Source organism: Variovorax brevis (genome assembly GCF_030317105.1).
GTDB classification, from domain to species: domain Bacteria; phylum Pseudomonadota; class Gammaproteobacteria; order Burkholderiales; family Burkholderiaceae_C; genus Variovorax; species Variovorax brevis.
Genome location: NZ_JASZYG010000001.1, coordinates 611330 through 630376 on the forward strand (window position 1 = coordinate 611330; position 19047 = coordinate 630376).

At 64.9% G+C, this 19047-nt stretch carries 23 protein-coding genes; 10 read left to right on the forward strand and 13 right to left on the reverse strand.

The annotated features are described in order from the left end of the window. Nucleotides 1-63: 63 nt before the first annotated feature. Together QTI66_RS02540 and QTI66_RS02545 are read left to right on the forward strand one after the other, a co-directional pair. Nucleotides 64-741: a YceH family protein gene (locus QTI66_RS02540; RefSeq protein WP_286557284.1), complete on the forward strand. Its 678-nt coding sequence runs from the start codon at nucleotides 64-66 to the stop codon at nucleotides 739-741. A gap of 104 nt (nucleotides 742-845) precedes the next feature. Beyond that, nucleotides 846-1130: a hypothetical protein gene (locus tag QTI66_RS02545; RefSeq protein ID WP_286557286.1), complete on the forward strand. Its 285-nt coding sequence runs from the start codon at nucleotides 846-848 to the stop codon at nucleotides 1128-1130. Nucleotides 1131-1186: 56 nt separating this feature from the next. On the opposite strand, the gene QTI66_RS02550 is transcribed toward QTI66_RS02545, so the two are convergent. The 4 genes from QTI66_RS02550 to QTI66_RS02565 form a co-directional block, all read right to left on the reverse strand. Beyond that, nucleotides 1187-1402 carry a hypothetical protein gene (locus tag QTI66_RS02550; protein WP_286557288.1) on the reverse strand — a complete coding sequence of 72 codons (216 nt, stop codon included), beginning with the start codon at nucleotides 1400-1402 and terminating at the stop codon, nucleotides 1187-1189. Between the two features lie 143 nt (nucleotides 1403-1545). Then, nucleotides 1546-1995 carry a hypothetical protein gene (locus QTI66_RS02555; RefSeq protein ID WP_286557289.1) on the reverse strand — a complete coding sequence of 150 codons (450 nt, stop codon included), beginning with the start codon at nucleotides 1993-1995 and terminating at the stop codon, nucleotides 1546-1548. Between the two features lie 137 nt (nucleotides 1996-2132). Further along, entirely contained in the window at nucleotides 2133-3407 is a 1275-nt protein-coding gene (locus QTI66_RS02560; protein ID WP_286557290.1) for an extracellular catalytic domain type 1 short-chain-length polyhydroxyalkanoate depolymerase, read from the reverse strand. A 27-nt stretch (nucleotides 3408-3434) separates the two neighbouring features. Next, nucleotides 3435-3857, reverse strand: coding sequence for a ribbon-helix-helix domain-containing protein (locus QTI66_RS02565; RefSeq protein WP_286557291.1), 423 nt, complete (start codon nucleotides 3855-3857; stop codon nucleotides 3435-3437). Nucleotides 3858-4044: 187 nt separating this feature from the next. Here QTI66_RS02565 and QTI66_RS02570 point away from each other — a divergent pair, with 187 nt between their 5' ends. Both QTI66_RS02570 and QTI66_RS02575 read left to right on the forward strand, forming a co-directional pair. Further along, nucleotides 4045-6087: an AsmA family protein gene (locus QTI66_RS02570; RefSeq protein ID WP_286557293.1), complete on the forward strand. Its 2043-nt coding sequence runs from the start codon at nucleotides 4045-4047 to the stop codon at nucleotides 6085-6087. After that, a complete protein-coding gene (locus tag QTI66_RS02575; protein WP_286557295.1) occupies nucleotides 6084-7244 on the forward strand; it encodes a YihY/virulence factor BrkB family protein in 1161 nt (386 codons plus the stop codon). Before QTI66_RS02570 ends, QTI66_RS02575 begins: the two co-directional genes overlap by 4 nt. Here QTI66_RS02575 and QTI66_RS02580 read toward each other — a convergent pair. Next, on the reverse strand, nucleotides 7210-8061 hold the full coding sequence (locus QTI66_RS02580) for a tetratricopeptide repeat protein (protein ID WP_286557297.1): 852 nt from the start codon (nucleotides 8059-8061) through the stop codon (nucleotides 7210-7212). The two genes, QTI66_RS02575 and QTI66_RS02580, sit on opposite strands and share 35 nt — an antisense overlap. Then, nucleotides 8058-8999, reverse strand: coding sequence for a non-homologous end joining protein Ku (gene ku / locus QTI66_RS02585; RefSeq protein WP_286557299.1), 942 nt, complete (start codon nucleotides 8997-8999; stop codon nucleotides 8058-8060). The genes QTI66_RS02580 and ku (QTI66_RS02585) overlap by 4 nt, the downstream gene beginning before the upstream one ends. A 245-nt stretch (nucleotides 9000-9244) precedes the next feature. Between ku (QTI66_RS02585) and ku (QTI66_RS02590) the strand changes: the two genes are divergently transcribed. After that, a complete protein-coding gene (gene ku / locus QTI66_RS02590; protein ID WP_286557301.1) occupies nucleotides 9245-10165 on the forward strand; it encodes a non-homologous end joining protein Ku in 921 nt (306 codons plus the stop codon). Nucleotides 10166-10186: 21 nt separating this feature from the next. Beyond that, nucleotides 10187-10960, forward strand: a complete 774-nt coding sequence (locus QTI66_RS02595; protein ID WP_286557303.1) for an exodeoxyribonuclease III — start codon at nucleotides 10187-10189, stop codon at nucleotides 10958-10960. On the opposite strand, the gene QTI66_RS02600 is transcribed toward QTI66_RS02595, so the two are convergent. Continuing rightward, nucleotides 10957-11877, reverse strand: a complete 921-nt coding sequence (locus QTI66_RS02600; protein WP_286557305.1) for a LysR family transcriptional regulator — start codon at nucleotides 11875-11877, stop codon at nucleotides 10957-10959. The two genes, QTI66_RS02595 and QTI66_RS02600, sit on opposite strands and share 4 nt — an antisense overlap. Before the next feature lie 138 nt (nucleotides 11878-12015). Here QTI66_RS02600 and QTI66_RS02605 point away from each other — a divergent pair, with 138 nt between their 5' ends. Then, a complete protein-coding gene (locus QTI66_RS02605; protein ID WP_286557306.1) occupies nucleotides 12016-12789 on the forward strand; it encodes an SDR family NAD(P)-dependent oxidoreductase in 774 nt (257 codons plus the stop codon). 9 nt (nucleotides 12790-12798) lie between these two features. Here the strand turns inward: QTI66_RS02605 and QTI66_RS02610 are convergent, their stop codons facing one another. The 5 genes from QTI66_RS02610 to QTI66_RS02630 all read right to left on the reverse strand — a co-directional run bounded on the left by QTI66_RS02610 (nucleotide 12799) and on the right by QTI66_RS02630 (nucleotide 14959). Continuing rightward, entirely contained in the window at nucleotides 12799-13029 is a 231-nt protein-coding gene (locus tag QTI66_RS02610) for a hypothetical protein (RefSeq protein ID WP_286557308.1), read from the reverse strand. A gap of 70 nt (nucleotides 13030-13099) precedes the next feature. After that, the gene (locus QTI66_RS02615; protein WP_286557310.1) at nucleotides 13100-13282 is read right to left on the reverse strand and encodes a hypothetical protein; all 183 of its coding nucleotides are present in this window, start codon (nucleotides 13280-13282) and stop codon (nucleotides 13100-13102) included. Nucleotides 13283-13311: 29 nt separating this feature from the next. After that, nucleotides 13312-14274 carry a sigma-70 family RNA polymerase sigma factor gene (locus QTI66_RS02620; protein ID WP_286557312.1) on the reverse strand — a complete coding sequence of 321 codons (963 nt, stop codon included), beginning with the start codon at nucleotides 14272-14274 and terminating at the stop codon, nucleotides 13312-13314. Next, on the reverse strand, nucleotides 14255-14560 hold the full coding sequence (locus QTI66_RS02625; RefSeq protein WP_286557314.1) for a hypothetical protein: 306 nt from the start codon (nucleotides 14558-14560) through the stop codon (nucleotides 14255-14257). The genes QTI66_RS02620 and QTI66_RS02625 overlap by 20 nt, the downstream gene beginning before the upstream one ends. 129 nt (nucleotides 14561-14689) lie before the next feature. Beyond that, nucleotides 14690-14959: a hypothetical protein gene (locus tag QTI66_RS02630; protein WP_286557316.1), complete on the reverse strand. Its 270-nt coding sequence runs from the start codon at nucleotides 14957-14959 to the stop codon at nucleotides 14690-14692. 268 nt (nucleotides 14960-15227) lie between these two features. Between QTI66_RS02630 and QTI66_RS02635 the strand changes: the two genes are divergently transcribed. Both QTI66_RS02635 and QTI66_RS02640 read left to right on the forward strand, forming a co-directional pair. Continuing rightward, nucleotides 15228-16235, forward strand: a complete 1008-nt coding sequence (locus QTI66_RS02635; protein ID WP_286557318.1) for an acyl-CoA dehydrogenase family protein — start codon at nucleotides 15228-15230, stop codon at nucleotides 16233-16235. 254 nt (nucleotides 16236-16489) lie between these two features. Continuing rightward, nucleotides 16490-17122: a response regulator gene (locus tag QTI66_RS02640; RefSeq protein ID WP_286557320.1), complete on the forward strand. Its 633-nt coding sequence runs from the start codon at nucleotides 16490-16492 to the stop codon at nucleotides 17120-17122. A gap of 73 nt (nucleotides 17123-17195) precedes the next feature. On the opposite strand, the gene QTI66_RS02645 is transcribed toward QTI66_RS02640, so the two are convergent. Further along, nucleotides 17196-17558: a response regulator gene (locus QTI66_RS02645; RefSeq protein WP_286557321.1), complete on the reverse strand. Its 363-nt coding sequence runs from the start codon at nucleotides 17556-17558 to the stop codon at nucleotides 17196-17198. 196 nt (nucleotides 17559-17754) lie between these two features. On the opposite strand from QTI66_RS02645, the gene QTI66_RS02650 reads away from it, so the two are divergent. Beyond that, on the forward strand, nucleotides 17755-19041 hold the full coding sequence (locus tag QTI66_RS02650; protein WP_286557323.1) for a phospholipase D-like domain-containing protein: 1287 nt from the start codon (nucleotides 17755-17757) through the stop codon (nucleotides 19039-19041). Nucleotides 19042-19047 lie beyond the last annotated feature (6 nt).

The window sequence follows — 19047 nt, forward strand, 5'->3', positions numbered from 1 at the left end:
GCTTTCAACAGCCTGCCAGCGAGCGACAATGCCGCCTTGTTGTTCTTGCGGTCACGTCACGCCATGTCCGGATCCATCCCCACGCTCTCGCTTCTTGAAACCCGTGTACTCGGTGTTCTCGCCGAAAAGCAGCGCACCGTTCCGGACAGCTATCCGCTGACGCTCAACGCCCTCGTCTCCGGCTGCAACCAGAAGACGAGCCGCAATCCGATCATGGAGATATCGGACGCGGATGCGCAGGCGGCCATCGACAGCCTGAAGGGCTACAGCCTCGTAACGGAAAGCAGCGGCGGCCGCGCCTTCCGCTACGCGCACAACGTGGACGGCGTGCTGCGCATTCCGTCGCAATCGATCATCCTGCTGACGGTGCTGATGCTTCGCGGACCGCAGACGGCCGGCGAGCTTCGCATCGCGTGCGACCGCATGCACAACTTCGCAGACATCTCTTCGGTGGAAGGCTTCCTTGACGAGATGGCGGAGCGGCCCGCTGGCAGCCTCGTCGTCAAGTTGCAGCGCTTGCCAGGTTCACGGGAAAGCCGTTGGGCTCATCTGTTGAGTGGCGCGCCGGCCGAAGAGGTCTACAGCGCATCGGCCGCAGCGGGCGGTGGCAATGCCGACGTGTCGTTGGGGGAAATCGCCGCGCTCAAGGCCAACGTGGCGCGGCTCGAGCAGGAAGTCGCCGGCCTGAAAGCACTTGTCACGCGTATTACGTCCGAATTGGGTATGACCAACGACCTGTAGCGCTGAAGCATCATGGCTCTTGGCCGCATGCACGAATGAGCCCGAACGGCCTACACTGGTGTCGAAGTTGCCGTACCCGGCCTTCCACCCAAAGGGGATCCGTGATGTTCAACTTTCTGCAATTCAATCGCAACAGCCATCTCCGCCGCGCGATGGCGCTGCTCGAGGAAGCGCACATGGCTCGCCTCGAACATCAAGCCGCAGCCGAACACCACGCCGCACTGGCGCGCATGTATTCAGACCGTGCCAAGCGGCTTGAACGCGAGATCTACGGCACCGCACACCAGTCTTTGCAGGAGGGGGCGGCAGCGACCCCTAAAGTGGGCCATGACAAGCCCGCGATCTATGCGCTGGACGCTGCACGCCAACCCGATCACGCCAAGGGCTGACGCGCGTCCCGCATTTAATAGTTGCATCACGACCACTGGCCTGTGAGGCCAGTGGCTCACCGGGCGCTGGCTTGCAACACCGCAACGTCCGTCGATGCCCGCTGCAGCGCTTCCTTCTGTTTCTTTTCGGCGTAGAACGCCTGTGCCTTCTCGACCTGCCCCTGGGTCACCATCACCATCGCCGCCGCTTGCGCAAGCACGATGGCGCCCAGCACCGCGAGCGCAAGCAAGCGGTACGGATGAACACGGCGAAGGTACTCCAGCACAAACATGATCTCGCTCCTTTTGAAGACCATGCGATGTGCATGGATTGAGATCAATGGTGCCGGGAGAGGCGGCGGGCACAACGGCGTCAGGAACGCATCAAGATGTAGGACCGCGTTGTCTGGCCGCCGTTGATTTGCGGAAGAAGGCTTCAGCGCCGGCCGCCGCGCATGAACGAGATGAACACCGCGGTGAGCAACGCGCCGCCGGCGGCCGCCAACATCACCGAGCGCACTGGCTGCTCCGCCACGTATTGCTCGCCCTGCTGGCGCGCGGACTCGAGTTGGCCCTTGACCTCGCTGATCTTCTTGCCCGCGGAGTTGACGGCGTCCTTTGCATAGGCGCGTGCGGTGGCCATCGCATCCCTGGCTGTTTCTTCAGCCTCTTGCGCATAGGTGCGTGCGGCAACCGCGGCGTCAGCGCCCAGTTCGCTCGCCTCGTTGGCGCTGTCGGCCAGGCTTTCCTTGACGGACGCCAATGCATCGGCGCCGATGCCAGCAGACGCTTGCGCGATGTTCTTGGCGGTGTCGAGCGCAGCGAGCCCGGTGTCCTTTGCTTCGTCAGCAAGTTGCTGGGGGGTCTTGACGTCGTCGGTGTTCATGGAAACCTCGCTGAAATAGGCAGGCGGCCGAACAACCCCGTGCTGTTCGGCGAGACACGAGTCTGGCGCAACATGCGCCGCGCCCTGTAGGCGCGAGTGCACTTTGGACCCAGGGTTTTCGCTTGCGCAGCGCGTGCTTACATGGCAGGCGCGCGCGGGTGATCGAAGAAGAAGCGCAGCATTTCCGCACTCGCATCCGGCCCCTGGCCATCGGTGAACGAGCCCTTGGCGCTGCCACCCGACCACGCATGCGGCGCGCCATGCACCTTCCACATTTCAGCCAGCACCCGGCCGTCGGCGCTCCGGTAGACCGTGCGCGTGGCTTCCCGAACGCCGCCGGCGCTCACGCGCTGCGTTTCAAGCTCGCACGTGTCCCCCACGCAGGCGCCCATCACGTGGTCGCCATTGCTCGGATGCACGGTTGAATCGGCATCACCGTGGAAGGCGATGGTCGGCACGCCGCTCGCCTGGCGGCCCACGACGGGGGTTCCACCCATCATGGCCATCATGGCCGACGGCAGGTCGGAGGCCATGCCAGCCGCCAGCCCCGAGTGCACGCCGACCGCGGCGTACAGGTCGGGATAGGCATCGCCCAACACCGCCGACATCGCGCCGCCGGCGGACAGCCCCGCCACGTAGACGCGATCGGCGTCGATGCGGTATGTGGCCATCACCTCCCGTGTCATGCCGGCCAGCAGCGCCGGCTCACCGCGGTCGCGCTTTTGATGGTTGTGCTTGAACCAGTTCCAGCAGCCTTGCGGATTGGCCCGGCGCGACTGGCCGGGATACAGCACGAAAAAGCCTTGGGACAGCGCGAAATCATTCATGGCCGTGCCGGCCGCGAAGTCGTCAGGGTTCTGCGTGCAGCCATGCAGCATCACGACCAGCGGCAGCGCGCGATCGCTTGCATGCGGGGGAACGAACAGCTTGTAGTCGCGGTGGTCATGCCCGATGGCAAAACTGCCTGCAAGAAACTGCCCTTCGCCGGGCGGTGTATCGACGATCGGCGGTGGCGTGTCGACCACGACCTCATCCGGTGTGGGCTGCGGCACGAAGCGTGCGAGCACGTCGACGACATCCGTGAAGCCGTCCGCCTTTGCACCATTGGCCGCCTCAGGGCGTTTGAAGCCCTTGAAATCCTTGAAACCCTTGAAGCCGTTAAAGCCCTTGAAACCAGCGGCGCCACCGGCCGCGTTGGCACCGCTGGCACCGTTGACTCCGCTGGCCAAGGGGTCCGCATCGACGAATGCCGCCGTCGTCGCAGCGTGCGGTGCGTCTGCATGCGGTGCATCCGAAGGCTCAGCCTTGTTGCGCGACAGCGCGGCCTGGATCACGGCGGTTGCGCCGCGAAGATTGCCTGCGCGCACCATGCGCGTCGCTTCGGCCATGGTCTGCTTGAAATGGAAGTTCATGCGTTCCTTCGTTGAAATGGGGGAGGATCAGCCGATGCGCCCTGCGAGCGCCGCCTTGACGGCCGGACTCGCATGCAGGGCACCCAGCACGGTGATGGATTCGATGGTGGCCAGTGCCAAAGCCGGCGTCACATCCGGCGCAATGACTGCGAGCCCGAGCACGCGGATCTGCATCTTTTGCCCCGCCGCCTCGATGGCTTGCAGGTCGGCAGCGGTGTATTGCTGGATGCCCAACACCATCGACCGGCGCGAGACGACCTGGCGCACCACGTCGGTCTGCGCCGCCAACTGGTTGCGGATGGCGGTGCGGATGAGGTCGGTGCGGTTGGCATAGAAGCCTTCCTGCACCAGCAAGTCGATCTGGCCCAGGTCCACGCAGCCGATGTTGATGGTCAGCTTTTCGTCGGCAGGCTTGGTGATGGCAGCGAGGGATGTGCTTTTCTTGGGCATGACGCCATCCTAGCACCATCCACTTGGATGGTGCAATGGGCATTCCATGGCACCGCGAGGTGCGTTCGTCCCACAAGCACTGCGTCTGCCTTCCGACGGGCCGCTTCCCCTTGCCCGCTCACCCTTCTTGTTCTCGCGTGCACCCCCACGCCCAGGACGGCAGCACGCCCAAGTTGATGGACGACCCATGAAGATGCAGATTTCCGGATTCCCCCGCCGCCACCCTGTCTGGACGGGGCTGCTGGGCTTCCTTGTTCTGCTGATCGCGGTGGTGGTGCTGTTCGACTGGAACTGGGTGCGTCCGCCGCTGGAGCGCTACATCTCCAAGAAGACCGAGCGCGAATTCCGGATGTCAAACCTGGACGTCAAGCTCGGCCTGACGCCCACCATTGAGATGCGCGACGTCTTCTTCGGCAACGCCAAGTGGTCCGAGGAAGAAGAGCCGATGGCCCGGATCGAGAAGCTGGAGTTCTCTGTCTCCTTGCGCGACTTGCCCGAAAAATTCCTCATTCCACGCGTCGCCTTGACGCGCCCCAACCTCGTCTTCGAACGCTTGCCCGACAACCGCAAGAACTGGATTCTTTCGGAGCCGGACGACACCTCGCCGAGCAAGCTGCGCATCAGCACGCTGTCGGTGGACAACGGTCGTGTGCGCTACATCGACCACGGCGAGCCCTTCTCCATCGACGTGCAAGGCAGCACCTTCGACCCGGCCAGTCAGGAGAAGGTGAAGGACGCCAAGGCGCCGCCGGAGAACAACCGCTTCACCACGAAGTACGTCTTCAACGGCAAGTACCACGACGCCAAGTTCAGCGGCAACGCCTTGACCGGCGACGTGCTGAGCTTCCAGGAATCCGGCGAGTCCTTCCCGCTCAAGGGCGACCTGGAGGCGGGCACGACCAAGGTGTGGATCGACGGCACCATCGCCGACGCCGCCAACATCTCCGCCATCGACACCAAACTGCGCATCGAAGGCAAAACGCTCGCCAACCTCTACCCCTTCCTGCTGCTGCCCCTGCCGGCCTCGCCGCCCTATCAGCTCGAGGGCCACCTGATCCTCAAGGGCAACCGCTACACGATGGACGACTTGGCCGGCAAGATCGGCTCGACCGACGTCACCGGCCAGGGCGCCTACGTGGACAAGAAGCCGCGCCCGCTGCTCACCGCCAAGCTGCACAGCAAGCTCCTCAACATGGCAGACCTTGGCCCCCTCGTCGGCGTGCAGACCAAGGAGACCGGTGGCAAGCCAGCCGCCACGCAGGCGCAAGTGAAAGACCGCCCGGCCGCCAAGACCCAGCAAAAGGTGGCAGACCCCGACCACCTGCTGCCCGCCGGCACCTTCGAAGGCAGCCGCCTGCAGAAGATCGATGCCGAGGTCGACTATTCAGCCGTCAAGCTCCAGGTGCCGGACACCTTGCCGCTTGAAAGCCTGAAAGCCTCACTGCGGCTGAACGACTCCATCATGAAGATCGCGCCGCTGGACTTCGGCTTTGCCGGCGGCACCATCGCCTCGCGCGTGATGCTCGACGCGCGCGAACCGACGATCAAGACCGACTTGCAGGTCGACCTTCAGGGCATCCGCGTGGACAAGCTCATTCCCGACAGCCAGACCCTCGCCAAGGGCGCGGGCCGCTTCGGCGCGACACTGCATCTCACGGGCACCGGCAACTCCATCGCGGAGGCGGCGGCCAAGGCCAATGGCCGCATCGCGACCATGGTGGTCAATGGCAAGGTGTCGAATCTGCTGGACGCCGCGAGCGGCCTGAACGGCGGAAAGGTCATTGCCCTCTTGGCGGGCGGCGACAAGGACATCGTCATCAACTGCGGCGGCGCGGTGTTCGACGTGAAGTCGGGCAAGGGCAAGTCGAGCCTCTTCGTGGTCGACACCGAGCAGACGCAGGTGCTGGGCGACGGCTGGTTCGATCTGGAACGCGAGCGCTTCGACATGACGATCGCGCCCAAGCCGAAGGATTTCGGCATTCTTTCGCTGCGCACGCCGGTGCGGGTCTACGGCAGCTTCAAGAACCCGGAATTCGAGATCGTCAAGGGGCCGCTCATGGCGCGTGCCGGTGCCGCGATTGCGCTGGCCGTCACCGTGCCGATCGCCGCCCTGCTCCCGCTGATCGAGACCGGCCCGGGCGAAAACACCAACTGCGGCGCGGTCGACCAGAAGGTGGGCAGCGCGACAAAGAAGGCAACCGCGCCCAAGCCCCAACGGAGGCCCCAGTGAATCCCAAGTACCTCTTCGACCTGTGCCGCAAGGCCGTGACGGCGTGGATCGACGACTACGCGCCGAGCATGGGCGCCGCGATCTCGTACTACACAATCTTCTCGCTCGCGCCGCTGCTCATCATCGTGATTGCCGTCGCGGGCGCCATCTTCGGGCGCGAGGCGGCGCAGCACCAGATCGTGGCCCAGATCGGGGGGCTCGTCGGTCCCAACGGCGCAGCCGCGGTTGAAGCATTGCTGGCCAGCGCCAGCGATCCGGACAAGGGATTGATTGCCGGTGCAATCAGCGCCGTTGTGCTGCTGATCGGCGCGACGACGGTGTTTGCCGAACTCCAGAGTGCGCTGGACCGCATCTGGCACGTGCCTGAAAAGGAAAAGCCTTCGGGCGTGTGGGCGGTGCTGCGTGCAAGGCTTCTTTCCTTTGGCCTCATTCTCGGGTTGGCCTTCCTGCTCATTGTCTCGTTGATGGTAAGCGCGGCATTGGCTGCCTTCGACGCATGGTTCGGCGGCCTGATGCCGGGCTGGGAGCTGCTGCTGCAGGTGGTCAACGTCGTGTTCTCCTTCGGCATCGTCACGCTGCTGTTCGCGATGATCTTCAAGCTCATGCCGACGACGCCCATTGCGTGGCGCGACGTGTGGATCGGCGCGGCCGTGACGTCGGCCTTGTTCGAGTTGGGCAAGCTGGGCATTGGCCTGTACCTGGGCAAGAGTGGCTTCACCGAATCCTTCGCGGCCGCAGGCTCGCTGGTGGTGTTGATCGCGTGGGTCTACTACGCAGCGCAGATCTTCTTGCTGGGCGCGGAGTTCACCAAGGTCTATGCGGATGAACACGGCTCGCTGTCGGGCATCAAGGCGCAGGAAGCCACCAAGGCGATGGCACACGTCAAGGAGGTGGGCGCCCATGCAGCGGTGTCGTCGCTCGCGACCGAGGCCGAACTGGGCTCCGACGTGCCGGACTACTCGGGCATCGGCCGCGCCGCGCAAGCCCAGCGCGAAGTCGACCAGCGCGTGGCGGGCGCCAAGAAGCTCCTGGCGCAACAGTTGGCAGTGCTGCTGGTCGTGACGCTGGCGAACTACCTCACCCAACGCTGGACGAAGACCCAGCGCAAGCGCAGGAACCAGCTCAGCCGCGCGGCTGCAGACGCCGGTACGCGCTGAAGTGCCGGATGGCGAGTTGCTTCTGGCCTGATTGCGCGTACAGCAGCGCGGCGTTCTGATGGGCGTCCGCCATGTCGGGCGCGATGCGCAGGCACGCCTCGTAGCTGTCGATGGCTTCCTGCGTCCGACCCAGCGCCTCCAGCGCGACGGCACGGTTGTAGTGGATGAACGGGTCGTTCGCGCAATGCACGACCGCCTGCGCGTAGAGCGCTGCCGCTTCCTCGCAGCGTGACGATTCGCAGAGCAGGAAGCCCAGGTTGGTGTACGCATCGGCGTAGTCAGGCGCCGCGTCGATCACGCGCCGGTAGGCTTTTTCTGCCGCTTTCGGATCGCCCTCTTCCAGCGCTTCGGCCTTGGCGAAGAGCGCTTGCGGGTTGTCCTTCTTCGCGCTTGCGGGCTGCGACGGTTGCGCGTCGATGACGTGGACGGATCCGGCCGGTGGCGCCACGCCGAAGTCCATCATCAGTTGGCCGGTGTCGGCGTCCCATTGCGCGTCACCCCAGCGCACCGCGACCCGGTCGCCAACCGCCTTGATGCGAAAGCTGCCCGCCGATGCGTCCTGCGGCAGTGCCTTCTTGAGTTGGCGCAGCGACTTGAGGATCTGCCGCGTCGGAATGTCCGCCGCGCGCAGTTCATTGGCCGTGCGCAGCAGGATCACGTCCCGAAATGAAAAGCGGTAGGCCCGACCCGCCGCGCGCTCAGGCTGCACGAAGCCCAGTTCGATCAGTCCGTTGATGGCATGCCGCGTGAGGCCCAGCATCTGCATGATGCCGCGCAGGGTGTAGGGGTGGGTGCTGTCGAGCGAAGGCGCCGTCACTTCTTCATTCGTGCGCGCGGAGCCGGCGCCGTTGCTTCTTCATCAACGACCTTTTTGGGCGCGCGCTTGGCGCCCTTGGAGGCACCCGCGCCGGCCAAGGCCGTGACGTTGGCGCCGGCCGGCTTGGCGGCCGCGGTCTTCTTCGCCGGCTCGGGCTTGGCGGCGGTGCGCGACAGGCTGGCGCGCAGCATCTCCGTGAGGTCGATGACTTCGCCGCCGGAGCGGTCCTCGGCATGTTCCATCGCCACGACCTCCTCGCCAGCGATCTTGGCGTCGATGGCAGCCAGGATGCGCTTCTTTTCCTCGTCCTCGAAAAGTGTCGGGTCGTAGGTGTCGGTGGAAATCTGGTCGATCAGTTGAAGTGCCAGCTTCAGTTCGGCCGCGGACGGCGTCGATTGCTCGATGTCCAGGTCCTTGAGCGAGCGCACTTCCTCGGCATACAGGAGTTGCTGCAGCACCAGTCCCTCGTCGCTCGCGCGCACCTGCACGACGTACTGCTTGGACTTCCACGCCCACTTGGCCAAGGCGCAGCGGCCGCTGTCGAGCATGGCGGCCTTCAGCAGGTTGTAGGGCTTGCCGCCGCGCTTGTCGGGCGCCAGGAAGTAGGCCTTGTCGAAATAGATCGGATCGATGGCGCTCACCGGAATGAAGGAGACGATGTCGATCACGTGGCTGCCGCCGTCTTCGAGTGCCTTCAATTCCTCGGGCTGGAAGATCACGTAGCGGTCTTTCTCGAACTCGTAGCCCTTGACCATTTCGGAGCGCGGCACCACCGACTGGTCCTTCTCGGAAACGTATTGCTGCTTGACGCGCGAACCGTCCTTGGCCAGCAGGTTGAACCGGACCGACGCCGAGCTTTCGGTGGCCGAATACAGCTTGACCGGAATCGAGACCAATCCGAAACCAAGCGACAGCGAAGCGATCGAGCGTGCAGCCATGGACGTCCTCATCGGGAAGCGGAGATGCAAGCTTGCCACTTTTTGCGGCTCGCGAGAACTTTTGGACGCATATACCCCTGCAAGCTGTTGCGTAGCGGCCAAGTCCTGCAAGGGATGACGCCCTGGTCCGCCTTGTCCGCCGCTGGCTGGCGATCAGAGTGCCAAGGGTCCACGAAGGAGCCCTGCATGACGATCGACCCCACCAACACCGCCCTGCCTTGGCCACGCGAAAGGAGCGCCTGACCATGGCCACCGGAAGCCGCACCCTCTGGAAAGGCGCCATCACCTTCGGCCTCGTCCACATTCCCGTGGGCCTGCACGTTGCGAGCACCGAGCAAGGCGTGGACTTCGACTGGCTCGACAAGCGCAGCATGGACCCGGTCGGCTACAAGCGCATCAACAAGAAGACCGGCAAGGAAATCGGGAGCAAGGACATCGTCAAGGGCGTCGAATACGAAGACGGCAAGTACGTCGTTCTCTCGGCCGACGAGATCGAGGCGGTGTATCCCCGCACCACGCAAACCATCGAGATCCAGCGCTTCGTCGAGGCCAGCGAAATTCCCTTCGTGTACCTCGAGCGGCCCTACTACGTCGCGCCGATCAACCGCGGGCAGAAGGTCTACGCGCTGCTGCGCGAAGTGCTGGTGAAAACCGGCAAGGTCGGGCTCGCGAAAGTCGTGATCTCCACCAAGCAACACCTGGCCGTTTTGATTCCTTCGGGCCGCGCGCTCGTGCTCAACCTGCTGCGCTGGGGCGACGAGGTGAAGTCGATGGAAGGCCTGGACCTTCCCGCGGCCGGCGCCAAGGGCGCCAACCTCACGGCCGCCGAGATGAAGATGGCCGAGCAACTCGTCAGCTCCATGAGCGGCAAGTGGAAGCCCGAGGACTTCAAGGACGAGTTCAAGCACGAGGTCATGAAGCTGGTCGACAAGAAGGTCAAGGCCGGCAAGACCGAAACCGTGATCCAGCCGGAAGAGGAAGCGCCGTCCGAAGGCGCGGAAGTCATCGACTTGACGGAACTGCTGGCGCGCAGCCTGAAAGGCGGCAAGGCCGGTAAGGCCAGCGCCAAGCCGGCGGCGAAGAGCGCACCGGCAAAGAAGACTGCGGCACGCAAGAAATCGCCGGGTTCAAAGACAGCAGAGCCAAAATCGCGCAAAGTCGCGTGACCCCATCACGCCGGCTGAACGATGCGCATCGCGACCTGGAACATCAACAACGTATTGACCCGCCTGCCCCAATTGCTGGCTTGGCTCGACGTGACCGCGCCCGACGTGGCGTGCCTGCAGGAGCTCAAGTGCACCAGCAAGGACTTTCCGTTGGCGGCACTGAGGGAAGCCGGCTACGGCGCCATCGTTCACGGCCAGAAGACCTGGAACGGCGTCGCGATCCTGGCCAAGGGCGACGCGCCGATCGAGACGCGGCGCGGCTTGCCCGGTGACCCGGACGCCACGCAAAGCCGTTACCTCGAAGCGGCGGTGAACGGCGTGATCGTCGGCTGTCTCTACTCGCCGAACGGCAACCCGCAGCCCGGCCCCAAGTTCGACTACAAGCTCGCTTGGTCCGAGCGGCTCAACAAGCACGCCGCAGCGCTGCGCAAGACGGGCCATCCCGTCGTGCTGGCGGGCGATTACAACGTCGTCCCGACCGACCGCGACATCTACTCAATGGCCTCGTGGAAAGACAACGCACTGGTGCAGCCCGAGGCCCGCGCAGCGTATGCCAGGCTGCTCAAGCAGGGATGGATCGATGCGATCCGCCATCGCTATCCGCAGGAAGCGGTCTACACCTTCTGGAGCTACCTGCGCAATCGCTGGCCACGCGATGCGGGCCTGCGCATCGACCACCTGCTGTTGAGTCCTTCGCTGATGCCCCGACTGCTGGACGCGGGGGTCGACAAGGCCATGCGCGGCATCGAAGGGGCAAGCGACCACGCGCCTGTGTGGATTGAGTTGTCGGATTAGGCGCGACGAGCCTGCTGCGCGCCCGGCAATTCGCGTGTCCGCTCGACCAGCCAGTCGATGAACACGCGCACCCGCGGCATCATTTGCCGCTGTGTCGGGAACATCACCAGGACTGGCATCGGCGGCGGCGGTGTGTCGGCGAGTACCTCGACCAACTCGCCCGAGTCGAGCAAGGGAGCGATGCCGAAGCGTGGACTCTGGATGAAGCCCAGGCCCTGCAGGCAGCAAGCCCGATAGGCCTGCGCAGACGTCACGCAGACCTGGCCGCGCATGCCAATCGTCCGCAGCTTGCCGTTCACCACGAACTCGAACTGCGCGGCCCTCCCCGTCGAAGTGGACAGGAAGTTCACCGCCTGATGCTCGCGCATCTGGTCGATGGTCAAGGGGGTGCCGTGGGCGGCGATGTAGTGGCGGCTCGCGCACGTCACGACGGGCAGCTCGGCCACGCGGCGCGCGACAAGCCCGGAGTCCTGCGGTGTCCCGCCGCGCAGCACGCAGTCCACGCCTTCCCGGACCAGGTCGACCAATCGGTCGCCGGTGCCGATCACCAGTTCGATGCCCGGATAACGCCGGCAGAAGTCACCCAGGTGCGGGAACACGAGCGCCGCCGCCAAGCCCTCCTGCAGATCGACGCGCAAGCGGCCACGCGGTTGCAAGGCTGCGTCCCCCAGCAGCGACTCGGCGTGCTCGACCTCCTCCAGCACGCGCCGACAGCGCTCGTAGTAGGTCAGCCCTTCCGGCGTCGCACTGACGTGTCGCGTCGAGCGATTGAGCAGGCGCGCACCCAGGCGCTTTTCGAGGTGCTGCACCGCGTAGGTGACGTTGGAGCGGGGCATGTCCAACTCCTCCGCAGCAGCGGTGAAGCTGCCAAGGTCCACGATGCGGATGAACAGACGCATGGCGTCGATGCGGTCCATGGGCAGGCTCCCGATTGTTCGAATGCGCTGGACAGTGATTTCGACATTGCACCATTTATCGGACGGGTCTGCACGTTCACGATAGGACCACGCCTTCCCGGCGCACTCCATTCCTCAACCTTTCCAGGACTCAAGACCATGACCCGTTCTCACGCTTCCTCCCGCATCGCCCTGATCACCGGCGCCAACCGCGGCATCGGCCGCGCCACGGCATTGCAACTCGCCCGCGACGGCATCGATGTCATCCTCACCTACCGCACGCACCGCGAGGAGGCCGACGAGGTGGTCCGCGAAATCAGGGCGCTCGGCCGCATCGCCACCGCACTGCAACTCGACGCGGCGCAGGTCGCCACCTTCGACGTGTTCGTCGCAGGGGTGCGCGCCGTGCTGCGCGATACCTGGCAGCGCGACAGTTTCGACTTCCTCGTCAACAACGGCGGCGTGCAGGTCGCCGAGCCGCTCGAGAAGGTCAGCGAGGAAGGCTTTGACCGCCTCGTCGACGTGCATTTCAAGGGTGTTTTCTTCCTGACCCAGAAGCTGCTGCCGCTGATCGGCAATCCGGGTTCGATCGTCAACGTTTCCAGTGGCACGGCGCGCTTCTACACCCCGGACCGCGCGATTTACAGCTCGGTCAAGGGCGCGGTCGAAGTGCTGTCCCGCTACCTCGCCCACGAACTCGGCCCACGCGGCATCACGGTCAACGTGATTGCCCCGGGTGCCGTGGCGACCGATTTCAGCGGTGGAATGCTTCGTTCGAACGAGCAGGTCCAGAAGCACATCGCGTCGCTGACGCCGCTGGGTCGCTTCGGGGTGGCCGAGGATGTGGCAGGCGCCATCGGTGCGCTGCTGGGCGACGGCAACCGCTTCGTGACGGGGCAGCGAATCGAGGTTTCAGGCGGAATCCACCTTTGATCGGGACGTCTAGATCAATCCCCGCAATCGGCGCTGCGCGCGGTCAAGCCCGACGACCAAGCGGTTCTCGATGCTTTCAGCCTCTGTGATTCGCTCGTCGAGCCAGGCTGCGTCGGTGCTCGCGACCTGGGACATCTTCTGCATCATGACGACGATGAGGGCGTTTTGATCCTTGATCAATCCATCCCAGAGGTCGACATCCGCCTGGGCGCCTTGTATATCCACGTAGCTGGCCGTCATCGTTGTCTCCTGCGCGCTTGTGCTGCGTAGCGTAGCACTGCGCCCCGGCCCAACCACATGCAGGCAGACGCTACGAATGCTCAGGCGTGATCGGACTCAGCCACTCCTGGGCGGCTTCGCCGGGCGGCTTTGATCGCAGGCGCTCATCGGCCCACAGTTCGGCAGCGACCTCGTCGAGTTCCTGCGGGGCAACGGTGCGCCAATGCCGTTGCAGGTGGTGGGCGCAAATGGCGATCCAGTCATCTCTGTTCATGCCGTCAAGCATAGTTGAACACTGTGTATTTATCCAGTATTTTGTGCGACGGATTCGAAGACGGCCTCCTGCGCGATGTACGGCACAAAGTGGAAATCGCGAATCGCGACGATGTGCTCATCGCGCCACTTCAGCTCCACGAAAGCGCCCGGCCGTTCCACCCCGTGCTCGCGCCAGAACACCGCGAGCACTTCGCGGCCCTCCAGCCAGGCAGGCTCGACGCGCCAGTTGCCCAGGCGTTCGTAGTTCGCGAAGTAGCGGCCGACCTGGGCCCGGCCCGACGCACTGTGACGCGCCACCAGGTCCAGCCGGACCTCGTCTGCGAGCATGGCCCGCACCGCGTCCCAGTCATGGGCGTTGAAAAGCGTTGCGTAGCGTCTCAACAGCGGCGAAACGACACGCTCCGGCGACATCGACGGCTTGGGCGTTGCGGACGCAGCCTCCTGGCTCAACACACGAAGCTGCACGCGCCCCCGATGCAAGGCCGCCTTGACCGCTGGCACGCTCATCTCCAGTTCGGCCGCGATGTCCTCCAGCGAATGGTCGAGCACGTCCTTCAGGATCACGCAGCCGCGCTGCGCCGGCGGCAGCTGCAGGAAACACGACAGCGCTGCTTGCACGGCCTGGCGTCGCGCCAACGCGTTGTCCGGTTCCAGTTCATCGTCGTCCGCCACGTCCATGGCGGCTTCCAGCGGCTGCGCCGCGCGCAGGCTTTCATGGCGCCAATGGTCGATGGCGCGGTTGTGGGCAATGCGAAAAAGCCAGGGGCGCAGCGGCGGCAACGCCTTCAGGTCCGACAGCTCGTAGTAGGCACGAGCCAGCGTGTCCTGCACCACGTCCTCGCCATCGGCCACCGAGCCCGTCATGCGGGTGCAATAGCGGTGCAGTTCAGGCCGTATGCCGTCGACAAGCGCAAGAAACCGGCGGCGCGCCTCGTCGAGCGTGGCGATGATGGCGTTGTCGCCTGACCCTTCAGCTGCCGGCGAATCCATAGGAGCCGATCTCCTGAAGCTCGGTTGTGGCGGGCAGGGTTTCGCAGCGCTCGCGAATACCGGCCACGAAGGCCTTGAAGGAGGGAAGCGTGGTCAGCACGCTGCTGTCGACGCCCTCGTCATAGGTCGCGACGTGCACGAAGCTCACGCCATCGTCCTGCCGCACCGTCACATAACGAAAGCCCTTCGGACGCACGCGACCGAGTTCTTCGAACACCGCCTTCACCAGCCGCTCGTTTTCGGCCGAGGCATCGGCCTTGACCTTGTATTGAATCATTCGCTTCATGATCTCACCCTTTCGCCGCCGGCTGTGCGCCGGCATGGTTGCCGAACCACCGGTGTGCGCAGCACATCGGCCCGTCCAGCAAAGACGTTTGAGCAAGAGAAAAGGATGCGCCGTCAGCGGCGCATGACGTCAGCCGTGATAGGCCGTGGCACCACCGGAACGCGCCGGGTTCCAGATCTTCCACCACGGCCGCTGGTACTGCGACGACACGCTTTCTGCAACGTGCGGTCGGGCACTGGGCCCGCGCAGGCGTCGACGGCATTCGACTTCCAGCGAGTGCGCCACGCCGAAGGCTTCCCGCATGCCGTGCGAGGCCCGGGTGCGCCACTGATGGGCAAGTTGTAGAAGTTCGTCGTCCGACAACAGGGCGACGTCCGCGGGCGTGGGCAAGGCAGTCATGGCGAGCGCATTCTGAAACAGGTGGTTTCTTCAGTTTCGTCTTGCATATTGGCTCGTTTCGTCGTCCTGCGCCTACGCCGAATGTAAGAATTTTTCCTTCACAACCCGTCGTCTCCGTGTGGCAGGCTGGCTAACGCAAGACGCCCTGTTACGCGCCGCCCTGAATTGCCCCGGAGAATTTCCGCAAGCGGCAACGCGACACGGGCTCTTGTTCGAAGCTCACTGCAATAGTTGTTTCCCTCCAGACGAAGACGAGGCTTCCCACACGATGCTCGCGCCCGTATCCGAAGACGCTCTCAGCCGCCTCCAGCAGCAGTTTGGCGCCGCCCTGTCGCTGGCACACCTTGTGGAGGCCGGACTCGACAAGGTACCGACGCCGGGCGCCGGCCGCACGCTCGATCGCTGGCGCGTGCTGACCGACACGGGCGCCCACAACCTGTCGCTTGCCAAGCTCTTCGAAGGCCACATCGACGCGCTGGCCATCCTTGCAGAACTGGGCGGCCCGCCCTCGCCTGCCGGCGCGCGCTGGGGCACGTGGTGCGCGGAGACGCCGGAGGCGCGCGTCACGCTGGTGCAGGCCCCAGGCGGTGACGGAACGGCAGGGCTTTCCGGCACCAAGGCATGGTGCACGGGCGCCGCAACGGCGACCCACGCCCTGGTGAGTTGCTGGAACGCCGCCGGCGAACCCTGCCTGGCGGCCGTCGAGATCAACCAGCCTGGCATCACCGTCACGACGCGCGGCTGGTCGGCCGTGGGCATGGCGGAAACCGGCAGTGTCGACGTGGAATTCCATCAGGCCGCAGCCGTGCAGATCGGCAAACCCGGCGACTACACCCGGCGCCCCGGCTTCTGGCACGGCGAGGCCGGCGTTGCCGCGTGCTGGTATGGCGGCGCACTGGGCATTGCGCGCATGACGCGCGCCCTCACCGGCACGGAGCCGGACGCCCAGCGACTGGCGCACGTGGGCGCCATCGACGTCGCCATCGGCGCCGCAGCGTCGGCCCTTCGCGAATGCGCCGAGTGGATCGATGCGCACCCCACCGAAGACGCCCATCGCGTCGCCCTGCGCGAACGGCTCCTCGTCGAGGAAGCCTGCAACGTCGTGATGCTGCATGCAGGACGCGCGCTGGGTGCCGGTCCGCTGTGCCGCAATCCACGCTTCGCGCGCTTGATGGCAGACCTGCCGGTGTACCTGCGGCAAAGCCATGCCGAGCGCGACCTGGCAAGCCTGGGCCGCAAGGTGATGGAGTCGGAAGGCGCGCCGTGGACCTTGTGATCGCGGCTGCACGATCGGCTCGCCGGGTATGCAGCAACAGGAACAGCGAAGCGAGTGCGCGCTGATTCAGCGCTTCCCTGACAGACCCTCGACGTCCCATTCATCGGTGTTTTCCGACAAGCGTGGCAGACAAACGCTCTTTTGAGCGAAGGACACCCGCGAGACCCGACTTTGGCATCGTACAAGTGTCAAGTTGTGTGTCATCGTCCGCTCCACGCACACAGCGCAAAGCTTCATTCGCGCAGGAGAACACCATGATCAAGATCGGCATCGTCGATGACCACGCAATCGTCCGCACGGGCTTGCGGGACTATTTTTCCAACCATGTCGACCTGCGTGTCGTGGGCGAGGTCGGAACGGGCCGCGAAGCCATCGACCTGGTGCGCACGACCGAGATCGACGTGCTGGTGATGGACCTGTCCATGCCCGGCCAGAGCGGAATGGACGCGCTGGCGATGATCAAGGCCAAGGCGCCGGACCTGGGCGTGCTCATCCTCACCGGCTACCCGGAAGAACACTATGCGGTGAACCTGATTCGCCAGGGCGCTTCGGGTTACCTGAACAAGGAATGCGACCCCGCCGAGATCGTGAACGCGATCCGCACCATTGCGCTGGGCCGCCGCTACATCTCGCCGCCGGTCGCCGAACTGCTGGCCCGGCAGCTGGACCGCAAGGACAACGCGGCGCCGCACGAGCAACTGTCCGAGCGCGAGTTCCAGGTCTTCCTGAAGCTGGCCAAGGGCGAATCGGTCGGCGTGATCGGCGAGACGCTGTCGCTGTCGGTGAAGACCGTGAGCACCTACCGCTCACGGCTGATGGAAAAGATGAACCTCGCGACCAACAGCGACCTGACGTATTACGCGCTCAAGGCGCAGTTGATCGACTGAGATGGGTCCCCGGAGCGGCGCGCGCATTGCGCCGCCGCGCCACCGCCGCACCACAGGCCGCCGCGGGCGGCCATCACAGCCGACGTGAAACGTCCTTCAACGCGGCGTCCAATGCATCGAGGGTGTACGGCTTGACCAGCCACGGCGACATCTCGCCCGACGGCTGCGGCGTACCCGTCGCAAAGATCACCTCGAGTCCGGGAGAGCGTTCACGCAGCAGATCGGCCAGCTCGCGCCCCGAAACAGCAGGCAGGCCGACATCCGTCAGCAGCACGTCGAAGGCGCCGTCGAGATAGCGGATGCGGGCCATCTCGGCGCTTTCCACACCGATGGCGGAATGGCCGAGCAAGTGAAGGGCTTCCAGCGTCGTCGCCAGGGTGTCTCGCTCGTCCTCCACGACAAGAACGCGCAAGGGCCTGGGCGAATCGGTGGTCATTGGGAGCGGCAGGTTGTGGACGAAGCGATCAGCATGCCCTGCCCCGCGGCGCTGCGCATTCGGCGACGGGCGCGATCGCTTGTAGGCCTGCTGCTGACTCCGACAGCGCGCGGGGGCCTTGTCTGGCGCTCGCCGTGTGCGGCGCGGGCTATGGTGGCTCTCCCTGCTCCCCAGAGAGCGCCACGGCGGTCGCCGCATGAAGAAGAACTACTCGCGCATCAAAACCATCCTGCTGGTCTTCGTGCTCACGCTCGCCGGCACCCTGCTCGTGCTGAACATCACCACCGGCAGCGAAAAGGAGATCGACGAGCAGGTGAACCACGAATACGCGCTGCACGACGCGCAATACCAGCGCGCGCTGGGCGTGCTGCTCGGACCGCCCATCACGCAGGGCAACCGCTTCGAGGCGCTCTACAACGGCGACCAGATCTTCCCGCCCATGCTCGCCGCCATCCGCAGCGCGAAACAGAGCATCACCTTCGAGACCTACATCTACTGGTCGGGCGACATCGGCCGCGAATTTGCCGACGCGCTGTCAGAACGGTCGCGTACGGGCGTCAAGGTGCATGTGCTGCTGGACTGGGTGGGCAGCGCAAAGATCGACGAACAGTTCCTGCAAGAGATGGAACGCGCCGGCGTGCAGATCCGCAAGTTCCACAAGCCGAACTGGTACGACATCGCCCGCATGAACAACCGCACGCACCGCAAGCTGCTGGTGGTCGATGGGCGGGTGGGCTTCACCGGCGGCGTGGGCATCGCACCGGAATGGACGGGCAACGCGCAGGACGCCGGGCATTGGCGCGACTCGCACTACAAGGTCGAAGGCCCGGCCGCCCTGCAGATGCAAGGTGTGTTCATGGACAACTGGGTCAAGGTGTCAGGCGAGGTGCTGCATGGCGAGCGCTACTTTCCTGCCGTGCCTGCCGTGGGTACCGGTCGCGCACAGGTCTTCAGCAGTTCGCCTTCGGGCGGCAGCGAAAGCATGCACCTGATGTATTTGCTGTCGATCGCCGCAGCGACGAAAACCATCGACCTTTCGAGCGCCTACTTCGTGCCTGACAAGCTGACGATCCGCACACTTGTCGACGCCATGAAGCGCGGCGTGCGCGTGCGCATCATCACGCCGGGGCCGATCATGGATTCGCAGACCGTGCGCGGTGCCTCGCGCGCCAGCTGGGGGCCGCTGCTGGCGGCGGGTGCCGAGATCAGCGAATACCAGCCGACCATGTTTCACTGCAAGGTCTTCACGGTGGACGGGCTGCTGGTGTCGGTGGGTTCCACCAACTTCGACAACCGCTCGTTCCGGCTCAACGACGAAGCCAACCTCAACATCTACGACGAGGCCTTTGCCGCCGCCGAGACGGTGCGCTTCGAAGCCGACCTGAAGCAATCGAAACGCATCACCTTCGAAGCGTGGCGCGACCGGCCTTTGCAAGAGAAGGCGCTGGAGCACCTGGCATCGCTGCTGTCGCTGCAGCTCTAGCCGGCT

Bases quoted from the DNA above. Each gene is read 5' to 3' on its own strand.
- QTI66_RS02540 (WP_286557284.1), top strand. From the start codon at position 64: ATGTCCGGATCCATCCCCACGCTCTCGCTTCTTGAAACCCGTGTACTC.
- QTI66_RS02545 (WP_286557286.1), top strand. From the start codon at position 846: ATGTTCAACTTTCTGCAATTCAATCGCAACAGCCATCTCCGCCGCGCG.
- QTI66_RS02550 (WP_286557288.1), bottom strand. From the start codon at position 1,402: ATGTTTGTGCTGGAGTACCTTCGCCGTGTTCATCCGTACCGCTTGCTT.
- QTI66_RS02555 (WP_286557289.1), bottom strand. From the start codon at position 1,995: ATGAACACCGACGACGTCAAGACCCCCCAGCAACTTGCTGACGAAGCA.
- QTI66_RS02560 (WP_286557290.1), bottom strand. From the start codon at position 3,407: ATGAACTTCCATTTCAAGCAGACCATGGCCGAAGCGACGCGCATGGTG.
- QTI66_RS02565 (WP_286557291.1), bottom strand. From the start codon at position 3,857: ATGCCCAAGAAAAGCACATCCCTCGCTGCCATCACCAAGCCTGCCGAC.
- QTI66_RS02570 (WP_286557293.1), top strand. From the start codon at position 4,045: ATGAAGATGCAGATTTCCGGATTCCCCCGCCGCCACCCTGTCTGGACG.
- ku (WP_286557299.1), bottom strand. From the start codon at position 8,999: ATGGCTGCACGCTCGATCGCTTCGCTGTCGCTTGGTTTCGGATTGGTC.
- ku (WP_286557301.1), top strand. From the start codon at position 9,245: ATGGCCACCGGAAGCCGCACCCTCTGGAAAGGCGCCATCACCTTCGGC.
- QTI66_RS02595 (WP_286557303.1), top strand. From the start codon at position 10,187: ATGCGCATCGCGACCTGGAACATCAACAACGTATTGACCCGCCTGCCC.
- QTI66_RS02600 (WP_286557305.1), bottom strand. From the start codon at position 11,877: ATGGACCGCATCGACGCCATGCGTCTGTTCATCCGCATCGTGGACCTT.
- QTI66_RS02605 (WP_286557306.1), top strand. From the start codon at position 12,016: ATGACCCGTTCTCACGCTTCCTCCCGCATCGCCCTGATCACCGGCGCC.
- QTI66_RS02610 (WP_286557308.1), bottom strand. From the start codon at position 13,029: ATGACGGCCAGCTACGTGGATATACAAGGCGCCCAGGCGGATGTCGAC.
- QTI66_RS02615 (WP_286557310.1), bottom strand. From the start codon at position 13,282: ATGAACAGAGATGACTGGATCGCCATTTGCGCCCACCACCTGCAACGG.
- QTI66_RS02620 (WP_286557312.1), bottom strand. From the start codon at position 14,274: ATGGATTCGCCGGCAGCTGAAGGGTCAGGCGACAACGCCATCATCGCC.
- QTI66_RS02625 (WP_286557314.1), bottom strand. From the start codon at position 14,560: ATGAAGCGAATGATTCAATACAAGGTCAAGGCCGATGCCTCGGCCGAA.
- QTI66_RS02630 (WP_286557316.1), bottom strand. From the start codon at position 14,959: ATGACTGCCTTGCCCACGCCCGCGGACGTCGCCCTGTTGTCGGACGAC.
- QTI66_RS02635 (WP_286557318.1), top strand. From the start codon at position 15,228: ATGCTCGCGCCCGTATCCGAAGACGCTCTCAGCCGCCTCCAGCAGCAG.
- QTI66_RS02640 (WP_286557320.1), top strand. From the start codon at position 16,490: ATGATCAAGATCGGCATCGTCGATGACCACGCAATCGTCCGCACGGGC.
- QTI66_RS02645 (WP_286557321.1), bottom strand. From the start codon at position 17,558: ATGACCACCGATTCGCCCAGGCCCTTGCGCGTTCTTGTCGTGGAGGAC.
- QTI66_RS02650 (WP_286557323.1), top strand. From the start codon at position 17,755: ATGAAGAAGAACTACTCGCGCATCAAAACCATCCTGCTGGTCTTCGTG.